Source organism: Peribacillus glennii (assembly GCF_003429105.1).
GTDB lineage: Bacteria > Bacillota > Bacilli > Bacillales > DSM-1321 > Peribacillus > Peribacillus glennii.
This window is the reverse complement of record NZ_QVTD01000008.1, coordinates 33587-52267: the sequence shown is the minus strand read 5'-3', so window position 1 is coordinate 52267 and position 18681 is coordinate 33587. Positions and strand designations below refer to the sequence as shown.

Annotated in this window: 16 protein-coding genes, 2 pseudogenes and 1 other annotated feature; of the genes and pseudogenes, 7 read left to right on the top strand and 11 right to left on the bottom strand. The window is 42.4% G+C overall.

The genetic code is table 11. The features are described 5' to 3' along the window. The first annotated feature begins 90 nt into the window (after nt 1-90). Together pnuC and nadR are read left to right on the top strand one after the other, a co-directional pair. Complete coding sequence (pnuC, locus tag D0466_RS12945) at nt 91-774, top strand: nicotinamide riboside transporter PnuC (protein WP_117322983.1); 684 nt, start codon at nt 91-93, stop codon at nt 772-774. Then, complete coding sequence (gene nadR / locus D0466_RS12940) at nt 771-1814, top strand: multifunctional transcriptional regulator/nicotinamide-nucleotide adenylyltransferase/ribosylnicotinamide kinase NadR (protein WP_117322982.1); 1044 nt, start codon at nt 771-773, stop codon at nt 1812-1814. The genes pnuC and nadR overlap by 4 nt, the downstream gene beginning before the upstream one ends. An 86-nt stretch (nt 1815-1900) precedes the next feature. Here nadR and D0466_RS12935 read toward each other — a convergent pair whose 3' ends face one another. The 5 genes from D0466_RS12935 to D0466_RS12915 form a co-directional block, all read right to left on the bottom strand. Further along, nucleotides 1901-2623, bottom strand: coding sequence for an amino acid ABC transporter ATP-binding protein (locus tag D0466_RS12935; protein WP_117322981.1), 723 nt, complete (start codon nt 2621-2623; stop codon nt 1901-1903). Next, nucleotides 2620-3276 carry an amino acid ABC transporter permease gene (locus D0466_RS12930; RefSeq protein WP_117322980.1) on the bottom strand — a complete coding sequence of 219 codons (657 nt, stop codon included), beginning with the start codon at nt 3274-3276 and terminating at the stop codon, nt 2620-2622. The genes D0466_RS12935 and D0466_RS12930 overlap by 4 nt, the downstream gene beginning before the upstream one ends. 66 nt (nt 3277-3342) lie before the next feature. Next, nucleotides 3343-4164: a basic amino acid ABC transporter substrate-binding protein gene (locus tag D0466_RS12925; RefSeq protein ID WP_117322979.1), complete on the bottom strand. Its 822-nt coding sequence runs from the start codon at nt 4162-4164 to the stop codon at nt 3343-3345. Between the two features lie 282 nt (nt 4165-4446). Then, nucleotides 4447-5706: an esterase/lipase family protein gene (locus D0466_RS12920; protein WP_233522641.1), complete on the bottom strand. Its 1260-nt coding sequence runs from the start codon at nt 5704-5706 to the stop codon at nt 4447-4449. A 202-nt stretch (nt 5707-5908) separates the two neighbouring features. Then, nucleotides 5909-8671 carry a dynamin family protein gene (locus D0466_RS12915; protein WP_117322978.1) on the bottom strand — a complete coding sequence of 921 codons (2763 nt, stop codon included), beginning with the start codon at nt 8669-8671 and terminating at the stop codon, nt 5909-5911. A 356-nt stretch (nt 8672-9027) separates the two neighbouring features. Here D0466_RS12915 and D0466_RS12910 point away from each other — a divergent pair, with 356 nt between their 5' ends. Then, nucleotides 9028-9297, top strand: a complete 270-nt coding sequence (locus tag D0466_RS12910; protein ID WP_117322977.1) for a hypothetical protein — start codon at nt 9028-9030, stop codon at nt 9295-9297. 119 nt (nt 9298-9416) lie between these two features. On the opposite strand, the gene D0466_RS12905 is transcribed toward D0466_RS12910, so the two are convergent. Next, a complete protein-coding gene (locus D0466_RS12905) occupies nt 9417-9647 on the bottom strand; it encodes an excisionase family DNA-binding protein (protein ID WP_117322976.1) in 231 nt (76 codons plus the stop codon). 519 nt (nt 9648-10166) lie between these two features. Next, nucleotides 10167-10413: a binding site (T-box leader), on the top strand. A gap of 50 nt (nt 10414-10463) precedes the next feature. Here D0466_RS12905 and brnQ point away from each other — a divergent pair. After that, the gene (brnQ, locus tag D0466_RS12900) at nt 10464-11798 is read left to right on the top strand and encodes a branched-chain amino acid transport system II carrier protein (protein ID WP_117322975.1); all 1335 of its coding nucleotides are present in this window, start codon (nt 10464-10466) and stop codon (nt 11796-11798) included. Nucleotides 11799-11924: 126 nt separating this feature from the next. Continuing rightward, nucleotides 11925-12519, top strand: a pseudogene (locus D0466_RS12895) (flavodoxin family protein). A gap of 53 nt (nt 12520-12572) precedes the next feature. Here the strand turns inward: D0466_RS12895 and D0466_RS12890 are convergent. The 5 genes and pseudogenes from D0466_RS12890 to D0466_RS12870 all read right to left on the bottom strand — a co-directional run bounded on the left by D0466_RS12890 (nt 12573) and on the right by D0466_RS12870 (nt 17101). Beyond that, nucleotides 12573-13196: an exonuclease domain-containing protein gene (locus D0466_RS12890; protein ID WP_117322974.1), complete on the bottom strand. Its 624-nt coding sequence runs from the start codon at nt 13194-13196 to the stop codon at nt 12573-12575. Between the two features lie 354 nt (nt 13197-13550). After that, nucleotides 13551-14106: pseudogene (locus tag D0466_RS23480) on the bottom strand (DJ-1/PfpI family protein). Nucleotides 14107-14185: 79 nt separating this feature from the next. Further along, entirely contained in the window at nt 14186-15445 is a 1260-nt protein-coding gene (locus D0466_RS12880) for an MDR family MFS transporter (RefSeq protein ID WP_117322973.1), read from the bottom strand. A gap of 4 nt (nt 15446-15449) precedes the next feature. Then, nucleotides 15450-16361: an ArsR/SmtB family transcription factor gene (locus D0466_RS12875; protein ID WP_117322972.1), complete on the bottom strand. Its 912-nt coding sequence runs from the start codon at nt 16359-16361 to the stop codon at nt 15450-15452. Between the two features lie 452 nt (nt 16362-16813). After that, on the bottom strand, nt 16814-17101 hold the full coding sequence (locus D0466_RS12870) for a hypothetical protein (RefSeq protein WP_117322971.1): 288 nt from the start codon (nt 17099-17101) through the stop codon (nt 16814-16816). 213 nt (nt 17102-17314) lie between these two features. Here D0466_RS12870 and D0466_RS12865 point away from each other — a divergent pair, with 213 nt between their 5' ends. Beyond that, on the top strand, nt 17315-17569 hold the full coding sequence (locus D0466_RS12865) for a YuzF family protein (protein ID WP_325048722.1): 255 nt from the start codon (nt 17315-17317) through the stop codon (nt 17567-17569). Between the two features lie 64 nt (nt 17570-17633). Then, the gene (locus tag D0466_RS12860) at nt 17634-18524 is read left to right on the top strand and encodes a manganese catalase family protein (RefSeq protein ID WP_117322969.1); all 891 of its coding nucleotides are present in this window, start codon (nt 17634-17636) and stop codon (nt 18522-18524) included. Nucleotides 18525-18681: the final 157 nt, after the last annotated feature.

Here is an 18681-nt window from a genome sequence, read left to right as displayed (position 1 = left end):
TCTTTTCTTTCCTGAATGAAGATATAGAATGCACAGTACTCCCTGCATGGTATAATAAGGAATAAAAACTTAATTATGGAGAATATTGACATGAAGGATTGGACATTATTTGAAAAAATTTGGTTACTTACTTTTACCCTGATAACCATTTATCTGTTTTTTGCCTGGGATGACTCGTTACTTGGCCTTATATCCTCCGTTACGGGAATGCTCTGTGTAGTTTTGGTCGCCAAAGGAAAAATAGCAAACTATTATTTCGGCATCATCCAAACCGGTACATATGCTTACATTTCCTATTCTTATGATTTATACGGCGAGGCGATGCTGAATGGACTTTTTTATTTCCCTATCCAATTTATCGGGATTTATCTTTGGAAAAAGAATCAGACAAGGGACAGTATTAGGGGCGAAGATGTGAGGGTGAAGCGGATAACTGCAAAAGGCTGGTATTTACTTGCTGCAGCCATAGCTGTGTCATCTGTATTGTACGGCATATTCCTCAAGATGATAGGCGGTGCGAGCCCTTACATTGATTCATTAACAATAGTTCTCTCAGTTACCGCCCAAATCCTGATGTTAAGAAGATATGCAGAACAGTGGCTTCTTTGGATTGCGGTGAATGTTCTTTCTATTGTACTTTGGCTTATTACCCTCCTCTCACAGGGCGGGAATGATTATTCTATGCTCGTGATGTGGACGGCGTTCTTATGCAACAGCATATATGGTTATTACAATTGGATGAAACTATATGAAACCCAGGAGGCAGCAGCATGACAATAGGCAAAGTCGGTATGTATGGGGGGAAGTTTCTCCCTTGTCCCCATATGGGGCATGTATATGCGATGATCCAAGCCTCTTCCATGGTTGATGAGCTGCATGTCATTGTCTCCCATGATCCTTTGTACGAAAAGGAATTATGTGATTCAGATGGTGTTCTTGATTATGTGCCTCATACGATGAGGGTGCGCTGGTGGGTCCAGTTGACAAAGGACATGGAGCATGTTTTCGTTCATGAAGTATATGATGAGCAAACAGGTTCTCCCTCAGATTGGGATAAAGGTGCTGAAGCCATTAAAAAGGTTGTCGGTAAGGCGATTAATACCGTGTTCAGTTCGGAACACTCTTATACCCCCATATTCCATAGGCTTTATCCAAATGCCGAACATATCGTCCTTGACCCCGAGAGAAAAACATATCCGATTTCCGGCACTGCATTACGAACCAAGGGCATTTTAAAAAATTGGGACATGGTGCCTTCTGTAGTCCGGCCCTATTTTGTGAAAAAAGTCGTGGTCGTAGGCACAGAGTCTTGCGGGAAGAGTACAATGGTCAGGAATCTCGCGAATCTGTTTAATACCGTTTATGTCGAGGAATTTGGCCGCAACTTTTACGACAGGCTTGGGAGCTGCGAGGATATAACGATAGCCGCGGATTATCCGGAAATCGCCTTCGAACACAAACGTAATGAAAACAGAAAATTAAAAGATGCCAACCGGGTTATATTTATTGATACCGAGGCGATTGTTACCCAGTTCTTTTCAATGGCATACTTAGGAATACGCCAGCCAATCGTTGATGAGATAGCAAAGCAGCAGCATTATGATTTATGGCTTTTTCTCGAACCGGATGTCAAATGGGTGGATGACGGCACCAGGAGCTTCGGGGAACAAAAAAAGCGGGAAGAGAATAATAAACTGTTGAAAAGCCTGTTGGCGAATCATGGAGTGACATATAAAACGATTAGCGGAACCTACGGGGAAAGGCTTGAAAAAGCGGTTTTTTATGTTAATCGATTATTGGAAGGCCGCCAATAAAACAAACCCTTGAGTGAAAATCTCAAGGGTTTGTTTTTGGTTGTTTCATTCCAAGTTCTTTTAATAAGAGTAGCGGGTCAATGATTCTATAAAACTTTACCCAAGAATAACTTGGTTCTTTCGTTCTGCGGATTTCCAAAAAGTTCGGCAGGAATATTCTCTTCTACAATATAACCGCCATCCATAAAGATGACCCTGTCACCCACTTCACGCGCGAAGCCCATTTCATGTGTGACCACGACCATTGTCATCCCTTCCTTCGCGAGCTGCTTCATGACTTCAAGAACCTCTCCCACCATTTCAGGGTCAAGAGCGGAAGTGGGCTCATCGAACAGCATAATCTTCGGCTCCATGGCAAGTGCCCTCGCAATTGCGACACGCTGCTTTTGTCCGCCGGATAAAGAATCAGGATACACATTCGCCTTTTCTTCAAGTCCTACCTTCCGCAGCAACGCCATGCCTTTTTCTTTCGCTTCGGATTCCTTTGCTTTTTTCACTTTCAAAGGAGAGATCATGATATTTTCTATCACTGTTTTATGCGGGAACAGGTTAAATTGCTGAAACACCATTCCCACATTTTCCCTGATTTTATTGATATCTGTTTTTTTATCGGTGATATCTTTGTCTTCTATGTATATATGTCCTTCAGTAATCGTTTCAAGCCTGTTAATGCATCTAAGGAATGTCGATTTTCCTGAACCGGAAGGACCGATAACAACGACCACCTCTTGTGGCTGGATGGAAATATTAATATCTCTTAAAACCTCGTTTGTCCCAAATGATTTTTTCAGTTTCTCTACCCTGATCATTCCGTTGCCAGCCTTCTTTCCAAACGGTGTAATAAATAGCTTAACGAGAGTGTTAATAATAGATAGATAACTGCAGCGGTCAGGTATGGCTCCCATACTGCGAAATATTGTCCGTTCATGGCCCGTCCCCAATACATGATTTCTGGTGCTGCAACTAGCGAGGCCAATGAGGAATCTTTTATCAATATAATGAATTCATTTCCCAGCGGCGGTATCATCCTTTTGGATGCTTGCGGCAAAATGATATATCTCATAGCCTGTACATGGTTCATCCCCAACGAACGGGCCGCTTCCATTTGCCCTTTATCAATGGACAGGATCCCTGCACGGAAAATCTCGGCAATATACGCAGCCGCATTCAATGAAAGGGCGATGATGGCTGCCGCAATGCCATTGGTGTCGTCAATAATAAATGGCACAACTGCAAAATGTATTAATAAGATCTGAACCATGAGGGGTGTTCCCCTAAAAATCGTTATGTAGCATTCAAACGGAAATGACAGCCACCGGTTCTTCAGCATTTTCCCCAACCCAATGAATAAGCCAAGAATGGTGCCGATTGCGATACCTGCCAGTGACAGGCCAATGGTGAGCAGTGTTCCCTTTAAAAAGAAAGGGGCATATTCCACAATAATATCAAAGCGAAAATCCATTTGTTTTCTCCCCCAGATAGTCAAAAATTGCGTAACACATGTATGGGCTACGCAATTTTCTGTTTCTTATTGTTGTTCTTTTAATTTATCAAGATCCGGATCTACCTTGAACCACTTTTTATAGATTTCTGCATACGTACCGTTTTCTATTATCTTTTTAATGGCTTCATCAAAATCTGCTTTAATTTTGCTATCCTTCGGGAACATTAGTCCATAAAACTCGGATTCGAATGCATTGCTGTCCTCAATGACGACCAGTTTGTCTTTCGGGTTATTCTTGGCGTACTCTTCAATGACAGTATTGTCGGCAACAACTGCATCTGCTCCGCCGCTTTTCAGCTCCATGATCGCAAGATTCGTATTTTCAAATTTCTTCATATCTTTATTGTTTTTGCCGAATAGCTTTTCAACCGCTTCCGCACCCGTGGTGGCATTCTGCACAGCGACTGTCTTTCCTTTTAGATCCGCAGCCGATTTGATATCACTGCCTTCAGGAACTAATATTTTATTGGTTGATAGGAAATATGGCACAGAAAAATGATATGTTTGCTTACGCTCGTCATTGATTGTAATAGCTGACATACCCAAGTCCGCCCTTTTATCCTTTACTTCCACGAATAATGGATCCCAACCGACGTGCTCAATTTTCGCCTCATAACCGGCCTCTTTGGCGACAGCATTTGTGAAGTCAACATCAAACCCGACAACTTCATCACCTTTCATTGACTCGAATGGTGCATAAGCCGCATCCGTTACGACCCTGACCGTTTTCTTATCGGCCGCTGATCCGCCAGTCTCCTTCCCATCACTTTCCGTCTTCTCTGACCCGCAGGCAGCCAAGACAAAAGCAAATACCATCACCATTGTGAATAACGCTATCTTTTTCATTCAATTTCCCCCTCAACATATCGGTATAATCATGCAACAAATCAGTATATTTAAAAGTATTATAACATCTTTTTTATACTAGTAAAGAGGCGGCTTTAAAGTAATATAGTAGATTAACAGAAATGGAGTACCTTCCTATACATCATACGCTTGATTTTATGTTTATACTATTATCAGAAAAATTATCTTAAAATAATATAAATGCTTTAGTGCTTTCGTGTCATTCTCCCACCGCTGTAACGCGGCAATGCGGCGGGGGGAATGATAACTTATCAATTTCTATCATTTTGGCAAAGAAGATAGTTCCTTTGCAATGGAAATATAGAATTCTTCAACCTGGTTCATGTTTAAGCTATTTGTTGTCCTGCCGATACCTACTAAATCCATATGGTCCCAATGAGCTTTCGGGGCCTTATAATTCCACTTGCCCCGTAAGATTGCGCCCTTAAAAGATTTGGCAGGGTGCTTGGCAGGATATAAAGATGAATTAACGCTGACCAGGCCATCATTCGGCCACCAACTTTTATCAATGTATGGTTCAAACTGGTTTCGCGTATAGCTTCCGATGAACCTGCTTGGCTCAAAAAATAATGGAAGCATGTTAGCACGCGGCAAATAATGCCCTGACACTGGTGATTTGTAAGTCGCTTCCCCGGTATATGAAATATAGTACATATCCGTGTATGTTTTCATTTTGGCATTTAAATCATTCGCTCCATAAGTGGATAGATCATGAACACTTATGTCCCTTGATTTCCAGATAGGGCTGTTGTATACCCTTTCAGCATATTCTGCATAGGTTTCATCAGGCTTTTTCTTTAATCCCCACTGGTCCAGCTTGAAATCGTATACCATGGAGGTTGGGCCTTGTCCAGATAAAACACCAATTCCCAGTATAAGGTCCTTTACAAACGGAATAAATAAATCAATATTGTCAGCATAGGTGGACCCATTATGGGGCGTTCCAATTGTCGCAATGCTGTGAACCCATTTTTTATTGCCCTGGAAAAGGGTTGAAATCTTTTTTTCTTTAGGATACTTTTTATGAAACTTTTGTTCTTCGGCACTGCCGCTTCTTAATAATTCCGTCAACATCCTTGATGTCTGGCCGCCCATACTATGGCCTAACAGATGGATTTTGCTCTTGCCGTTCCAACCTGGATAAAGCCCTTTATAAGTCCGGCCGAATCGTGCGTGTCCGTGTTTCTTCGCATGGGCTGCCCCATAATCCACGGTTCCCCCTTTAATAAATGCATAAAGCTCCGCGGCCCGGTCCCAGTTGCTCGATACAGGTCCAACAGCCGCAGTATAGACTTTATATCCTTTGCTATTGAGGAAATCATTTAGATCCCGTTGCCCTCCCCAATAACGGAACCCTGACATTTCATCTTCTCCCCAGCCAGTGAGGCCGTGTACAAGCACTATAGGGTATCTATTTTTCTTTGCAGGCTCCGCCTCTTTGGCAAAGGCCAAAATCGTCTGGGAAAAAACAAGGCACAACACAATACCCACAACTGCACAAAATTTTGGTAGCGTTTTCATAAATTCCTCCTTCAAAGAATATTCTCAAAACTAGTTTATCAATTCTTATCTGATAATTCAAAATTTACCAGGTTTGGGGGTCAGTCCCCCAACAGATTAGCACATTACCGTGACGGGGGTCTTACCCCAATGGATTAATGCGATAAAGGACAAAAGTTAATGCCATGAAAAATAAGGGGGGATGCCTCTCCCCCCTCACGCGTCAACTTGATTTTACGGAATCAAGCTGTGGTATATTGTTGATATCACGAGCATTCAGCATCCATTCATACATACGCAAACGGACTTCGAACAAGTTAATCGGATCCCGGATCAATTCAGGTTTTTCACGCATTTTTTCCAGGGATTCCTTGCTTTCTTTGATTTCAGTATGAGCTTCTTCCACCGCATCATTCAGGACGCCCAAAGCATTTCTAAAGAACATGCTAATATCCCGGTCAATCGATTTTTCAAACAACTCGAATTGAGAAAGGAATTTACGGGAGATGGAAGCCGTTACGTCCTCGTAATCCTGAGTCTCCAAAAACTTTTTATATCTTGTATACAAAGCGGTGTTATTTTGGCCAATGGCTCCGAATAACTTTCCTGCACTCTTCAGGAGCAATTGTGCAGGCGTATGCCGCATAAGAATATTTACGTCATCGATATGCGTGCCGCTTGTCAATCGGTCTGCGTCGCGGCTCCAATCATCAAGTACCCTGAAGTCACATTCCAAATGCATTCGATCTTTGCCGTACATTGTGTTAAATCCATCGCCCATTTCCTCTAAAAAGTACTGACTCTGGCTGAACTCTTCCTTCGACTCCGAAATCCACCCTTTAAGCGAGGTATAGAACTTCGGCAGAACGGTATGGTTCATATATTCCTGGATCCGATCATTCATTGCTTCATTCAAATCGATATGCACCCGGCGGAAGTCACTGTCTTCATTAAGCATCTCCGCACATTCCCGCAGAATTTCAGGGATTTTCGTGTTCACTTCTTTTTTCACATCTTCTTTGATCTGGCGATAGGAGTTTTTGATAATCCTCGTCTTTTCTTTTTCCAAATCGTTTACCTGATTGATGGCACCATTCAGCTTAACAACCATATCTTCGTTCCAATTGATGGAATCAACCAGCTTGTTTTCCATTTCCACCCGTTTCTCCAGCATGGATGTGAGTGTTTTCCTGATAAAATACAAGAGCTTCTCGGCACGCTCTTCTTCAAGATTTGCAGCTTGGAAGTTTGTTGAAAGAAACTGGGCTAAGTCGTCCAGGTTTTTGCCATTATTGTAATCAACCGAAAACGCAAATACTTTCGACTTGGGCAAAATTGATTGTATTCTTGCGGTCGTTTCTTCAAGGATTCGAAGTGCATCCTGATCGTTGTATACCCTATCCATTTTATTTAAAAGGAAATGCACCTGTGTATAAGGAGACTGCCTTTTTATCTCTATCACGGTATCGCGTTCGCGGTCTGTGAACGGCGTCTCGGCGTCCAGAACGAAAAGCAGGCCATCACACGCGTTCAGCAAGTTGAAGATCTCATATTTTATAGGATCGCTTCCGTTTAATCCGGGTGTATCGATCAGGGATAGACCATTCTGATGCAAAAATTGGGATGGGAATTTGATTTCAAAAAGGGAATCCCGCTGGCGGCGGCTCATAGAGATGCTCTCCAGACCCGGCACATCCTTCATTTCGTTATCGGAAATCTCCAAAATCCCTGACTGGTCGCTGTCTTTGACGAAAACGAAGGCCGACGTATCATTGTGGATGATTTCTTCCCCAAGAACAGTATTCAAAAACGATGATTTGCCAGTCCCGCTGGTACCTGTAAGCAATAAATGCCTAGTCTGAAGATCCAATAGCTCACGAACCAACCATTTGTCCTTTTGGCTTATTTCCAGCTCACGCTGCCCTGCCCAAAGCTCAATGGCTTCAAACAAAACCCTTGATTCCTCGAGGGAATTGATAGATTTCTTGGATTTCAAAAGCTGGTTTTCTGCATCACTGACAGCAAGTGAATGCACTATATCCGGGAAAATTTCACTCCAGGAAAGAACAGCAGCTGCTGCAAACAAAGAATGGGTGTCATCAGCAAGCTTTAGCCAATTTGACAGCAAATCGGGAATGAGTCCCTCGATTTCCCTGATGAAATATCTGCCGTCTATCAGTTCGAGATACGTATCCTTAAAGGCTAGAGACAATCCCGGATAATTATCGTACGGGCCAACTTCTGCCTGCAGGAAGAAATGATTAAGAGCTGCCAGCCAGGAAAAATAAACCTTCTGTTTTTTATAAACGCTCCAAAGCGATAGGACAAGTTTCTCAAACCGCTCGGGATCGGATTTGAACACAGTTTGCATGACCTGAAGAAAATACTCCGGAGGCAGCTGCTTTGTATGGCCTTCATCCACATATTTCTGTAAAGCATCAAACCAACGCAGCGATTCAGTGCGAATGCTTTCATTCACTGCAAGTTCGATCGCACTGTTGTAATCTTTTTGTTCTTCAAAGAAGGCGCGGGCAAGGTCAGTAACATTTGGATAATCTGGATGGAATGAAACAACTTCCTTAATGGTACGCGATGCTAAATCGAACCTCTCTTCCTCTATGTATAGGGAAAACAGCTGAAGCGCAACCTCAGACCTTAGGACCAGGCTGTCAGTTGAAATGCTCTTATACATTTCTTCAGCTGTCGGAAGGATGGCCATCTCATAATAAGCGTCAGCAATATTCTTTTTCGCCCAATGCTCCAATTCACCCATCACATTTCCCCATTTAAAAATGGCAGCCTCATAGTCTTTATAATGAAAATATACCTCTCCCTGTGCGTAACGAAGCGGCATGAAATCAGGCATTTCTTTCTTCTGCTCGGCTATAAAAGCATCACTCAGCGCCTCGATAGGATGCACCTGGCCATCCGATTCAAGCAATGTTTCATAATACTTTTTAGAAATTAAAGTATTTTCCTCCATCATGGTTATCCTCCGCCATAAAAATATTGAAAGTAATGTCTATGCATTTTTAAAATAATTAGTACAGTTATTCAAATGAAAAAGCATATAATCTCTAACTTGCTATTTTACCAAAACAATGACCGACAAAGATTTCAATTACCTTACAATTCCTTATCAGTGTTTTACTATATTGTAATAATAACGGTCATAACGAGGGTCAGTACGCCGGCACGGTAAAGCGTTAAACCAGTGGGGGGGCAGTCCCCCAACACTTTAAAGCGTTAGTACAGCGGGGGACTGACCCCCCATTCAAAATTTTCCATTTTGAAATATTTACCCGATTTTAAGGGAAAATAACACAAAAGGAGTGATGCTTGATGTATTATTTGGAAGGAAACATTTTGTCCGGGGAATTTGATGGGTATACAAATGAGTTTGCGATACAAAAAGTTAAAGAATTCCATACACAATCAGTGATTAATCAAAATCAGCTGGCAAGTTTATATGAATATTTGAAGAAGCACCAGGATGATCAAGACGGGCAAATCATCACCCTGTACGATCAAATGCCGCTCAGGCTAACCCAGCATGAGATACAGCAGCTTTTATACGATTTGAAAGAGATTCAGTCTTTGTACAACGGATAGGGGTAAAGGGGGACTCCGGGAAAAGGGGGCAGTCCCCCACACTATTTCAAAATATTACATAGTTAAGTTCTTTCGGACCTCTTATCAATGCATCCGGTTATTATTGCCACTTCACGCTTCTAGTCTTCATCCTTCACATCGGGATCTTCAGGAATCGGTTCGCTCTGTTCGTCAGCAAGTTGTCGTTTATACTTTTCGAGCTGTTCAAAATGGTTATTAAACTGTTCCTTATAGACTAAAAACTGTTCGCCATCATGAATCGTCCGGATCCGCTTCTGTTGTATCAGGCTCTCGATATGCGCCTCAGTCAGCGATAAATATTCTGCTGTTTCTTTTATTGTTAAATACATAAAAACCCATCCTTCTTAATCATTCCCGCCATCATACCCAATAATTTTCTTCTATTTGCAGGGCAAGCTTCAGCAGTTTTTCGAAACCATCCAACTGGGAATCCACATTTGACTGCTCATAACCAAGGAATAACGAGTTACTATTTAGGCCTCTAATGTATAAACAACTGGGCAGATAGTTGCTCGGGGAACAAACGGGTTTAAATTGACCACGCTATTTCCTTCCTGCACCAGCTTACTAGTGCTATTTCATACGTTTCAATCGGAAATAAGCTACTTTTTAACAGCAACACATTCCGGGTTCCCTTTCTAATTATAACAAAGTTTAGTATTTTGGCTCAGCCATTTACCTAATTGTTTCTCATTTCGCCCACAGTCTTTCAAAAATGAGATTTTTCTAGATCTGTTTTCCAAGCACTTTTTGGTCATTTTTTCCTTTTATAAAGAAAAAGTGGAATTATTCAAACTATCAAAATATATTGACATAACATTTCCGCTCTGGTAAATTACTTTTATATTAAAAAATCAATGACGAGAAGAGTAAGATGGAAGCCTTGTTCAACAGAGAACCGGAGTTAGGTGGAAGCCGGTGTCCAAGGACCATCCGAAGATCATCTCTGAGATGTAAAGCTGAATTAAGTAAGCTTTGACGGGTTTTCCGCCGTTACCTTGGAGCACGTATGATGGTACGTTGACTGAGAGCCGTTCTTTTTTAAGTGAAAGATACGGAATAAGGGTGGTAACGCGAGCGCAACTCGTCCCTGGATATAGGGACGGGTTTTTCTATTTTGAAATAACAATAAAGGAGAAATTGCAATGAAGAAATTAGACACCTTATTTATTGGTTTCATGTTATTTTCGATGTTTTTCGGAGCAGGAAATCTTATTTTCCCGCCATTCTTGGGGGCGGAATCGGGCACATCTTACTGGCTTGCGATGTCTGGGTTCATCCTGACCGGGGTCGGGCTGCCATTTGCCGTATTGTATGCCGTATCACTTGTAAAAGGCGGCGTCCAGACGATTGGGAATCGGGTTCATCCGGTATTTAGTACAACATTCATGGTCGTCATCTATTTAAGCATTGGTCCATTTTTAGCAATCCCGCGCAATGCCAATGTGGCTTTTGAAATGGGAATAGACCCTTTTCTTGACAAAACGCAAAGTTCATCTCTCTATTTATTGATTTTCACAGCCATATTCTTCAGCCTTGCCTATGTAATCAGTTTAAATCCAGCCAAAATGGAGAAGTATATGGGACGATGGATCACACCGGCCCTTCTGTTGGCAATGGTTGTCCTGTGTGCAGTCGGTTTTGTAAAATTGGACGCTCCTTTACAAGAACCTTCTGCAGCATATGAAACCGGGGCATTCTCCAAAGGATTCATTGAAGGATATAACACGATGGATGCACTGGCGGCTTTGGCGTTTGGAATCGTCATCCTGACATCCATTCAACAAAGAGGCGTGCGTGACAGAAAGCAGTTGACAAATTATACACTGAAAGCCGGATTGATTGCCGGTGTGTTGTTATCATTGGTTTATATCAGCCTCGGTCTAATCGGCGGAAAAATGGCGGCTGCCGGTTCCTTCGAAAACGGGACAGATATCCTGTCCGCCGCATCCACACTATTATTAGGACAAAGCGGTAAAACGCTGCTGGGTTTCATCTTCACGTTAGCCTGTTTCACCACTGTTGTCGGTCTAACTACTGCCTGCGGCCAATATTTTTCAAATCTTATCCCGAAAGCCAGCTACAAAGCAGTAGTTTTAGCTGTAACTCTTGTAGGCTTTACTCTATCGAACTTAGGGTTGGCTCAAATCCTGAAAGTTTCTGTACCTTTCCTGGTTACGGCTTATCCATTAACAATCGTGCTGATCGCTTTAACGTTCTTCAACCGGTTCTTTAGGAATTCGAAAAAGGTTTACGGCAGTGCCATGTTATTTACAGGAGTTTTCGCCGTAATTGATGGGTTGGCCGCGTTTGGCCTAGACTTAGGGTCCTTGCAAACGATGAGAGATTTCTTGCCGCTTTCCTCAGTAGGCCTTCAATGGATTGTACCGGCCTTTTTTGGCACAGGAATCGGAATTGCCCTCAGCCATTTGGGCAGTGAGGCTGGAGTATCAGAAGAAGCAGAGATGAAAGTATCATAGACATAGTAAAAAGGGGTCAGACCCCCACCGCTTTAAAGCGATGAAGGGTCAGGCCCCTTTTACATGTTTTTAGATATACCCAGAGGGAACATAAAGTGTGATGTCTTAAAAAGGAGTGACGGTTTTATGACGATTCATGCTCTTGTGCTCAATTGCACTTTGTAAGATAGCACGCAGACTTCTAATACCCGTGCGCTTATCAATGAAGTGGTCAGTTTTCGAAAAGAATGATGTAGTGACCGAGATTTTAACAATGGCAGACTATACGATCGATTACGGAATTACATCAGAAGCGGTTAGCTAAAAAGATGAATGGCCGAAAATCTTCGAGAAAGTGAAAGCTGCAGATATTCTGAACAAAGCAGCTTGGCTACATTGACGATAGAAAGGCTATATGGAGGCAGCAGCCTTACTAATGAGAAAGGCCAATATATTCACTATAACAAAGTAGGCGGCGTGGTCGTCACCGGGAACGAGGATGGGGGCAAAACATGTGTCCCGATCCATTATCTATGCTTTATCCCATATTGGATTTACAATCCCTCCAAATGTCGATACCTATTGGGTGGGAGAGGCAGGACCCCGCCCTTCCTATATTGAAGCAAATGGCCAAGAAAATGATTTCACAATGCAGCATGCAAAAATAATGGCCTATAATTTAATACATTTTGCCAGATTGCTGAAAGAACACCCGATTCCTTCAGAAGGGAATGCAGTATGAAAATGGGATTAGTCCCCCACTGCTTTAAAGCGATGGGGAATTGATCCCATAAATTATGCTTTTCTTTTCGCCCAGTTTCCCCTCTTTGCAGCTGCAGGCTGGTATCTTCTCATATGACCGTAAGAAACCACTTGTTTGAGATATGTGTCACCGTCGGGATTATTTTTCCTTAGCAGTTCCATCAAGTATGTAATATCATCCATCGCCCTGTGTGATTGATAACTTGTTATATTATGCGCCTTAAGGAGCGTCAGCAGCTTGCTGTCAGCAAATCCGTAGTTTTTCCAGGGTACATTCCTCATCGTGCAATACCATTTTGCATCATTTATTTCCGGATACATATAATAGAGAAAACTGCGGTCAAAAGAAGCATTATGTGCAAAAACAGCATCCGTCTGATTAAAATAAGCTTTAATTCTATCATCCAGGAAGGTCTTGCCTTCCACTGTTTCATAGGGTATTCCATGAACCCGATAGGCATTTGGATAGTTTCTTTTCGCCGTGTCCGACAAGGGTTCTCTCAAAAAAGAATCTTCCTCGATAATCTCTATAACCTCTCCTGTATCTTCTTGAAAGGAAAATAATTTAACAGCCAGTTCAATGATTTCGTCAGTAGCCGGACCTAATCCGGTGGTTTCAACGTCCACCAGCAATCCCAACTTTTTCTGTCGGTTCATTCATTCAACCTCCAATATTTAAGCGCTGCGTTGCCTGCACAGGGTAAAAATTGCAAAACTTGATTTATTAGCATGCAGGCCATCTCTGCCCTTCATACTAACATGATAAACTTCTCTAATCATCTCATTAGTGTCAAAAATATGCCATACTCAGTGAATTTCTGGAATTATTTTCAATCCATGCATTCTATATTGATTTTTTTGCAATATAGGTGAAATTTTTATAAAACCCACCCAGTTTTGGTCCATTAAGCAGAGTTATGCGAGATGAGCCTTCCTGCGTTTCATCCATTTAACCGACATTTTGGTCACTCCCGGATAACCATTGCGGCCAAATGGTTATGTTTTATAGATTTACTGATCCAATACCTTCATTTCATAATCAAAAACCAAATCCGCCACTTCCTGTCCTGCTAATTCTTTAATCAACCAGGAGATCAGATCCCGGGCTGCCAGGCAACCGGCTGTAGTGGCGATGCGGCCTTCAAGCACAAAGCTTTCGTTTACGATTCAACTCCATAACCCGCCAATTGCTTCACTACCATAGGATATGCTGTGGCCATCTTTTCTTTCAATATCCCGACTGTACCAAGCAACAGAGCTCCTGAACACATCGAACCGATCAATTGGCTTGAATTAAATTTTATTCGGGACAAGTATTCTTGATCCCTTATCAGTTGCTGTACCCCGGCCACTGGAAAAAATCACGGCGTCTGCTTCTTCGATTTCCTCCAGGTTCCCGCTCACGGGTATTTCTAATCCAGCAATTGAAGTATGGCTGCTCTTCGTTCCAATGATTTTCACTTCCCACTCCTGTTTCCCGCTAACCAACCTTACCCGATTCAGTATATCCCACGGAAAACACATCAATATCTGTAAAATTATCAAAAGCAACAATCACTATTTTCATAGTAAACTCCCCCTTGTTTGTTCAACAATAATTCTTCACGACATATATTCCGCACAGCCCATGTTTTCCCCTTCTGTCATCACGCTTTTTCAATTGCCTGATTCCGAAGGCCATAATCATTGTCGTGCTGCTTCTTATACCGATCCATCCCCTCCATGTAAAATAAGATGCTCACAACAGCCAAGATTGCCATACATACAAACATGGGTTTCGCGCCTAACTGGGAAAAGACTGTGCCGGCAAACCACGGCCCTAAGAAACTTCCGACTTGGGTAAGCTCCTGTGTCCCATAGTAAGTTCCCCGGGTTTGTTCTGGAGTGATGCTGTCAATAACGGCATATTCAGAGGGAATGATGAATATTTCACCGATAGTAAAGATGACCATTGAAATAATCAGAAACAGTTTTGTCTCTGAAAAACCAAAACCTACTTCGCCAAGCGCCAGAAGCAACGCACCGGCCGTAATTGTGGGTATTCCTTTATACTTTTCAAACATTCTTGTTAAAGGTAATTGCAATATAACGATGGTGAGGCCATGGATGCTTAATAGATAACTGAAAAATTCGATTCCGTCCCGGAAGTTTCTATTTAAATATTGCGAAACATATACAGACATCTGTCCGTGAACGGCCGTCAGGATAATACCGCCTATTATAAAAAACAGCAAGGCCCTGTCTGACTTAATCGTATGCAGAGCGTTTCCAAGCGTGGCTTTTTCCACCTTATTTCCAGGCTCTTCTTCAAAGTTTACCGACTTTTTGTACATAAACCCGGCAAAGAGCACGATGGCATAGAGCAGACAGGCAAAACCAGTCAATGGAAAGGCGACCGAACTTCCATCTATCCCAAAATAAACTCCAGCCACAGGTCCGACAGCATACCCTAGGTTTGTAGAAAAATATTTTAACGAAAAAACTCGGTATCTCTTCTCAGGCGGAATTACATCGCCCATTAATGTTTTAGATACCGTTCCAAAAAAGGCTGCTGACAGTCCGCGGAAGATGCTAATAGCCGTAAGTAAATAGGGATTTCCTGTTTCGGTGATAAAAAAATAGGTGATGGCGAGGAACACAAGGGAGATAAGCATCAATTTTTTTCTGCCGAATAAGTCTGATAGAACGCCTCCCAGGAAGCCTCCAAATGTTGCGGCCAAGGGTGCCGCACCGATGATGATTCCGATCACAGAATAACCAAGTCCTGAATGATTATCCAGATACACAGCCAGAAATGGCACGCTCATGGAGGTCGTTAGCGAGACAAGCATCGTGCCGATGAGGAGAATATAAACAATCGGGTGATAATTAATTCGGGAAAAGAAAAGCGGCTTCTGCTTCTTCATTTTACTAACCTCCTGTCACCAGGCGATTAAGTTCATTGGTTAATGACGCAATAAAGAAAGGCCTAAGGCTATAAAAGGAGATGGTGGTGTTGCCCATATAATGCCTTCTGATAATTCCAGCCCTGCTTAAGATCGTTAAATGGTGGTGTACTGTACTTTTTGCAATACCTAAATGGCCATGGATTTCAGTTAGGTCCCTTTTTTTAACCGCCAATAACTGCAGGATTTTGAGCCTGTTAATATCCGAGAGTGCATGAGCCAGGCTTGAAATATTATCGAGATTGATTGTTTTATCCTGTTGTGCTGCGGTATAGGAAAACAAGTATGTCGCCATCCCATGAAAATAATCATGAATCACATGGGGGCTGCAATGGTACTGGGGCAGCAAATAGACCTGTTTTAAAGATTCCGTCGGCTCAACCCGAATTCCGTTCGTTACCTGCTCGATTAAATCTATCGGTTCCGTCGTTTCTGCCAGACTGGCAATAATCTGCGCCTTCTTCTCCAAATCCCCCACTATATCCTTGCTAAAATGTTGAAAATAGAATTCATGCCACTCATTTAAAAAAAATAAAACTTTCTTTTTAATTTCCCCTATATTTGACGGAATGGATTCCACCCATGGAGAGAGCCTTTCAAACACTTCCCCATCCGGAACATGTTCCAGCCACTTTAAAAATTCGGGTACCGTAGCCTTGCCCGGACTCTGGGAAATCAATAAAACCATCCGGTGCAGCACTCCCCATCTCTCATCCTCCAGTTCGGAAGCCGTCTTTTTCGGAAGAGAAGCTTTCGTTTCCTCGTACCAATCTTTGCCCAGGCTCAACGGCTTCAACTTTTTAAAATACACAAAAGCATAAAAGCTCATGACCAATTCATAAGCAGGTGAATATTCCACCTTAACTGAATATGTCAACCGCTCTCCCCCTCCTGTTCTATTAAAAACGAATTTTATAATTCATTCGATTTTCATCGAATGAATTATAAATAATGCTAAAATATTCCATAAAATATGTCAAGCGGGGTCAGTCCCCCGCCGTGTTACCGCATTACCTCGCTGGGGGGGACCAACATCAGTAGACCTCGATCAGTAAAATTCTCCGTCGCTGATGGCGAAGATGGCTTTGCAGAATTTTTTCCATTTAGGCGGGAAGTAATTGCTGCCTTGTTTGATTTCACAGTGGGTGTCAAATTCTATTAGAACGGTCCAATGTGTTCCATCACAGGCCGGAAGAATGTATTCCTCTGCCCAGTTTACTAAAATCAGCTTTATACAGCTCAGAACGGAACCATTCTATTTCAGCCTCCGTACAAGGTTTAGCAGTTAAACTCCTCTCCTCCGACCCCATCTGCTTAATACCGCTACGTTCAACCAGTAATGATTCCAAATCCGCCTTTACTGTGAAATATGGCCCTGGGAATTCCGGTGTAGGCATGATTCACCTTAATCCGGCCATAAGGCTTTTTGCCCCGATACTTTTTCCATGTGTAGCCGCAATCCGTACAATGATATTTAGCATTTCCTATCGTTTGTTTGAACGATGATTCAGTATCACTGTCCGACAATTGAATTTCCGGAATAGCAGGCAAATCCGGAATAAGATCGTAAGTATGGTGTTGTTTGCATTTCGGGCATTCCAGTGAAACTCTTCGCAAAGATTATTCCCCCGATGATTTTCTTGATTGTAGCCTATCATCCTCTCAAATTTTCGGACGAGTTACTAGAGCCCGGAACCACGAGGTTTCCACCACCCTGTTATAGGTTTAAAGCTTTCTCCATGGTTCCTTTTGACATCGTTAATAAAAGCAATACCAAAAATTCGTTCCTAGACAAATACCCATTTCAACCCCTTCCTCATATAATGCACAGTGAAAAATGATCATAAGGGAGCGGATGATATGGAAGAGATTGAATGGAAGCTGGAGGATCCATACGTTTATCAAACATTATCTTCAGTTGTTGGAAATCAAGTGGCCGTGCAAACGACAAAGTTTTCGGTCAGGGGGATCCTGAAAAATGTCATGCCTGACCATATCGTTGTGGAAATGGGCGGCAATAACTTTTTTATCCGGACAAAGGAAATTATTTGGGTGGTTCCGAATCCCTCATATAAAATGGAATAATACAAACTTCCCCCGACATATGCATTGATGTAGACGAAATCCTAATATGATTGGGGGGATTATTATGATTAAACGCATAAATAGGCTTCAAGTCGCTCTTCCTCGGCCTGAACATGGAGATCCGAACGCTGCATCTGCGGTACAGGATTTATTAGGCGGCAAATTTGGCGAAATGTCCACATTGAATAATTATATGTTCCAATCCTTTAACTTTCGCGGAAAGAAAAAATTAAAGCCTTTCCATGATTTAATTGCGAGCATATCCGCAGAAGAGTTTGCCCATGTAGAGCTTGTATCCAATACCATTAACCTTCTGACCTTCGGAAATACCTATCCGGCAGATCCGGACGCGGCACCTTTGCAGGAGGGTAAGGATGCAAGGTATTCATTGTACTATACATTACAGGCACAAACAGCTTATCCGGGTGATTCAATGGGAAGGCCATGGAACGGCGAATATGTAACCAACACAGGCGTTCTAGTTGAGGATCTTTTGTATAATTACATGTTAGAAATTGGTGCACGGACCCATAAAATGCGGATTTATGAAATGACAGATCACCCTACTGCAAGGGAACTGTGCGGGTTTCTTCTCGTTCGCGGAGGCACGCATATTCTTGCTTATGCCAAAGCACTTGAGGTCGCAACAGGGGTTGAAGTAGGCAAGATGCTGCCCGTCCCAAGTTTGGACAATTATAAATTTGATGCTGCAAAAAAATATATGGATCAAGGCCTGCACAATATACTTTATACATGGGATGAGCCGGAATATCGAGATATCAGGATGATATGGAAAGGCAAGAACCCTGAAACCGGTGAGCAATTACGGGTAGTTGACGAAATACCGGAAGGAGCACCTATCCCTGACTTCGAGGAGAAGCCGGAGCAGTTTGCCCCCGGCATTGATCGGGATGATTATGAAAGAATTTTAAAAAGGTTATTGAGCAATATGTGAACAATACTTAAAACAAAGCCTGCCGAATCCATTTTCCGCAGGTTCTTTTTTTGCCGCCTCCATACCTGGATGCCATATTCTGAACTGAATGGCTGCCGACCAATTAATCATGATAGCTAAACAGATTGCCACATATTTATACAATGAAGCGCTTGCC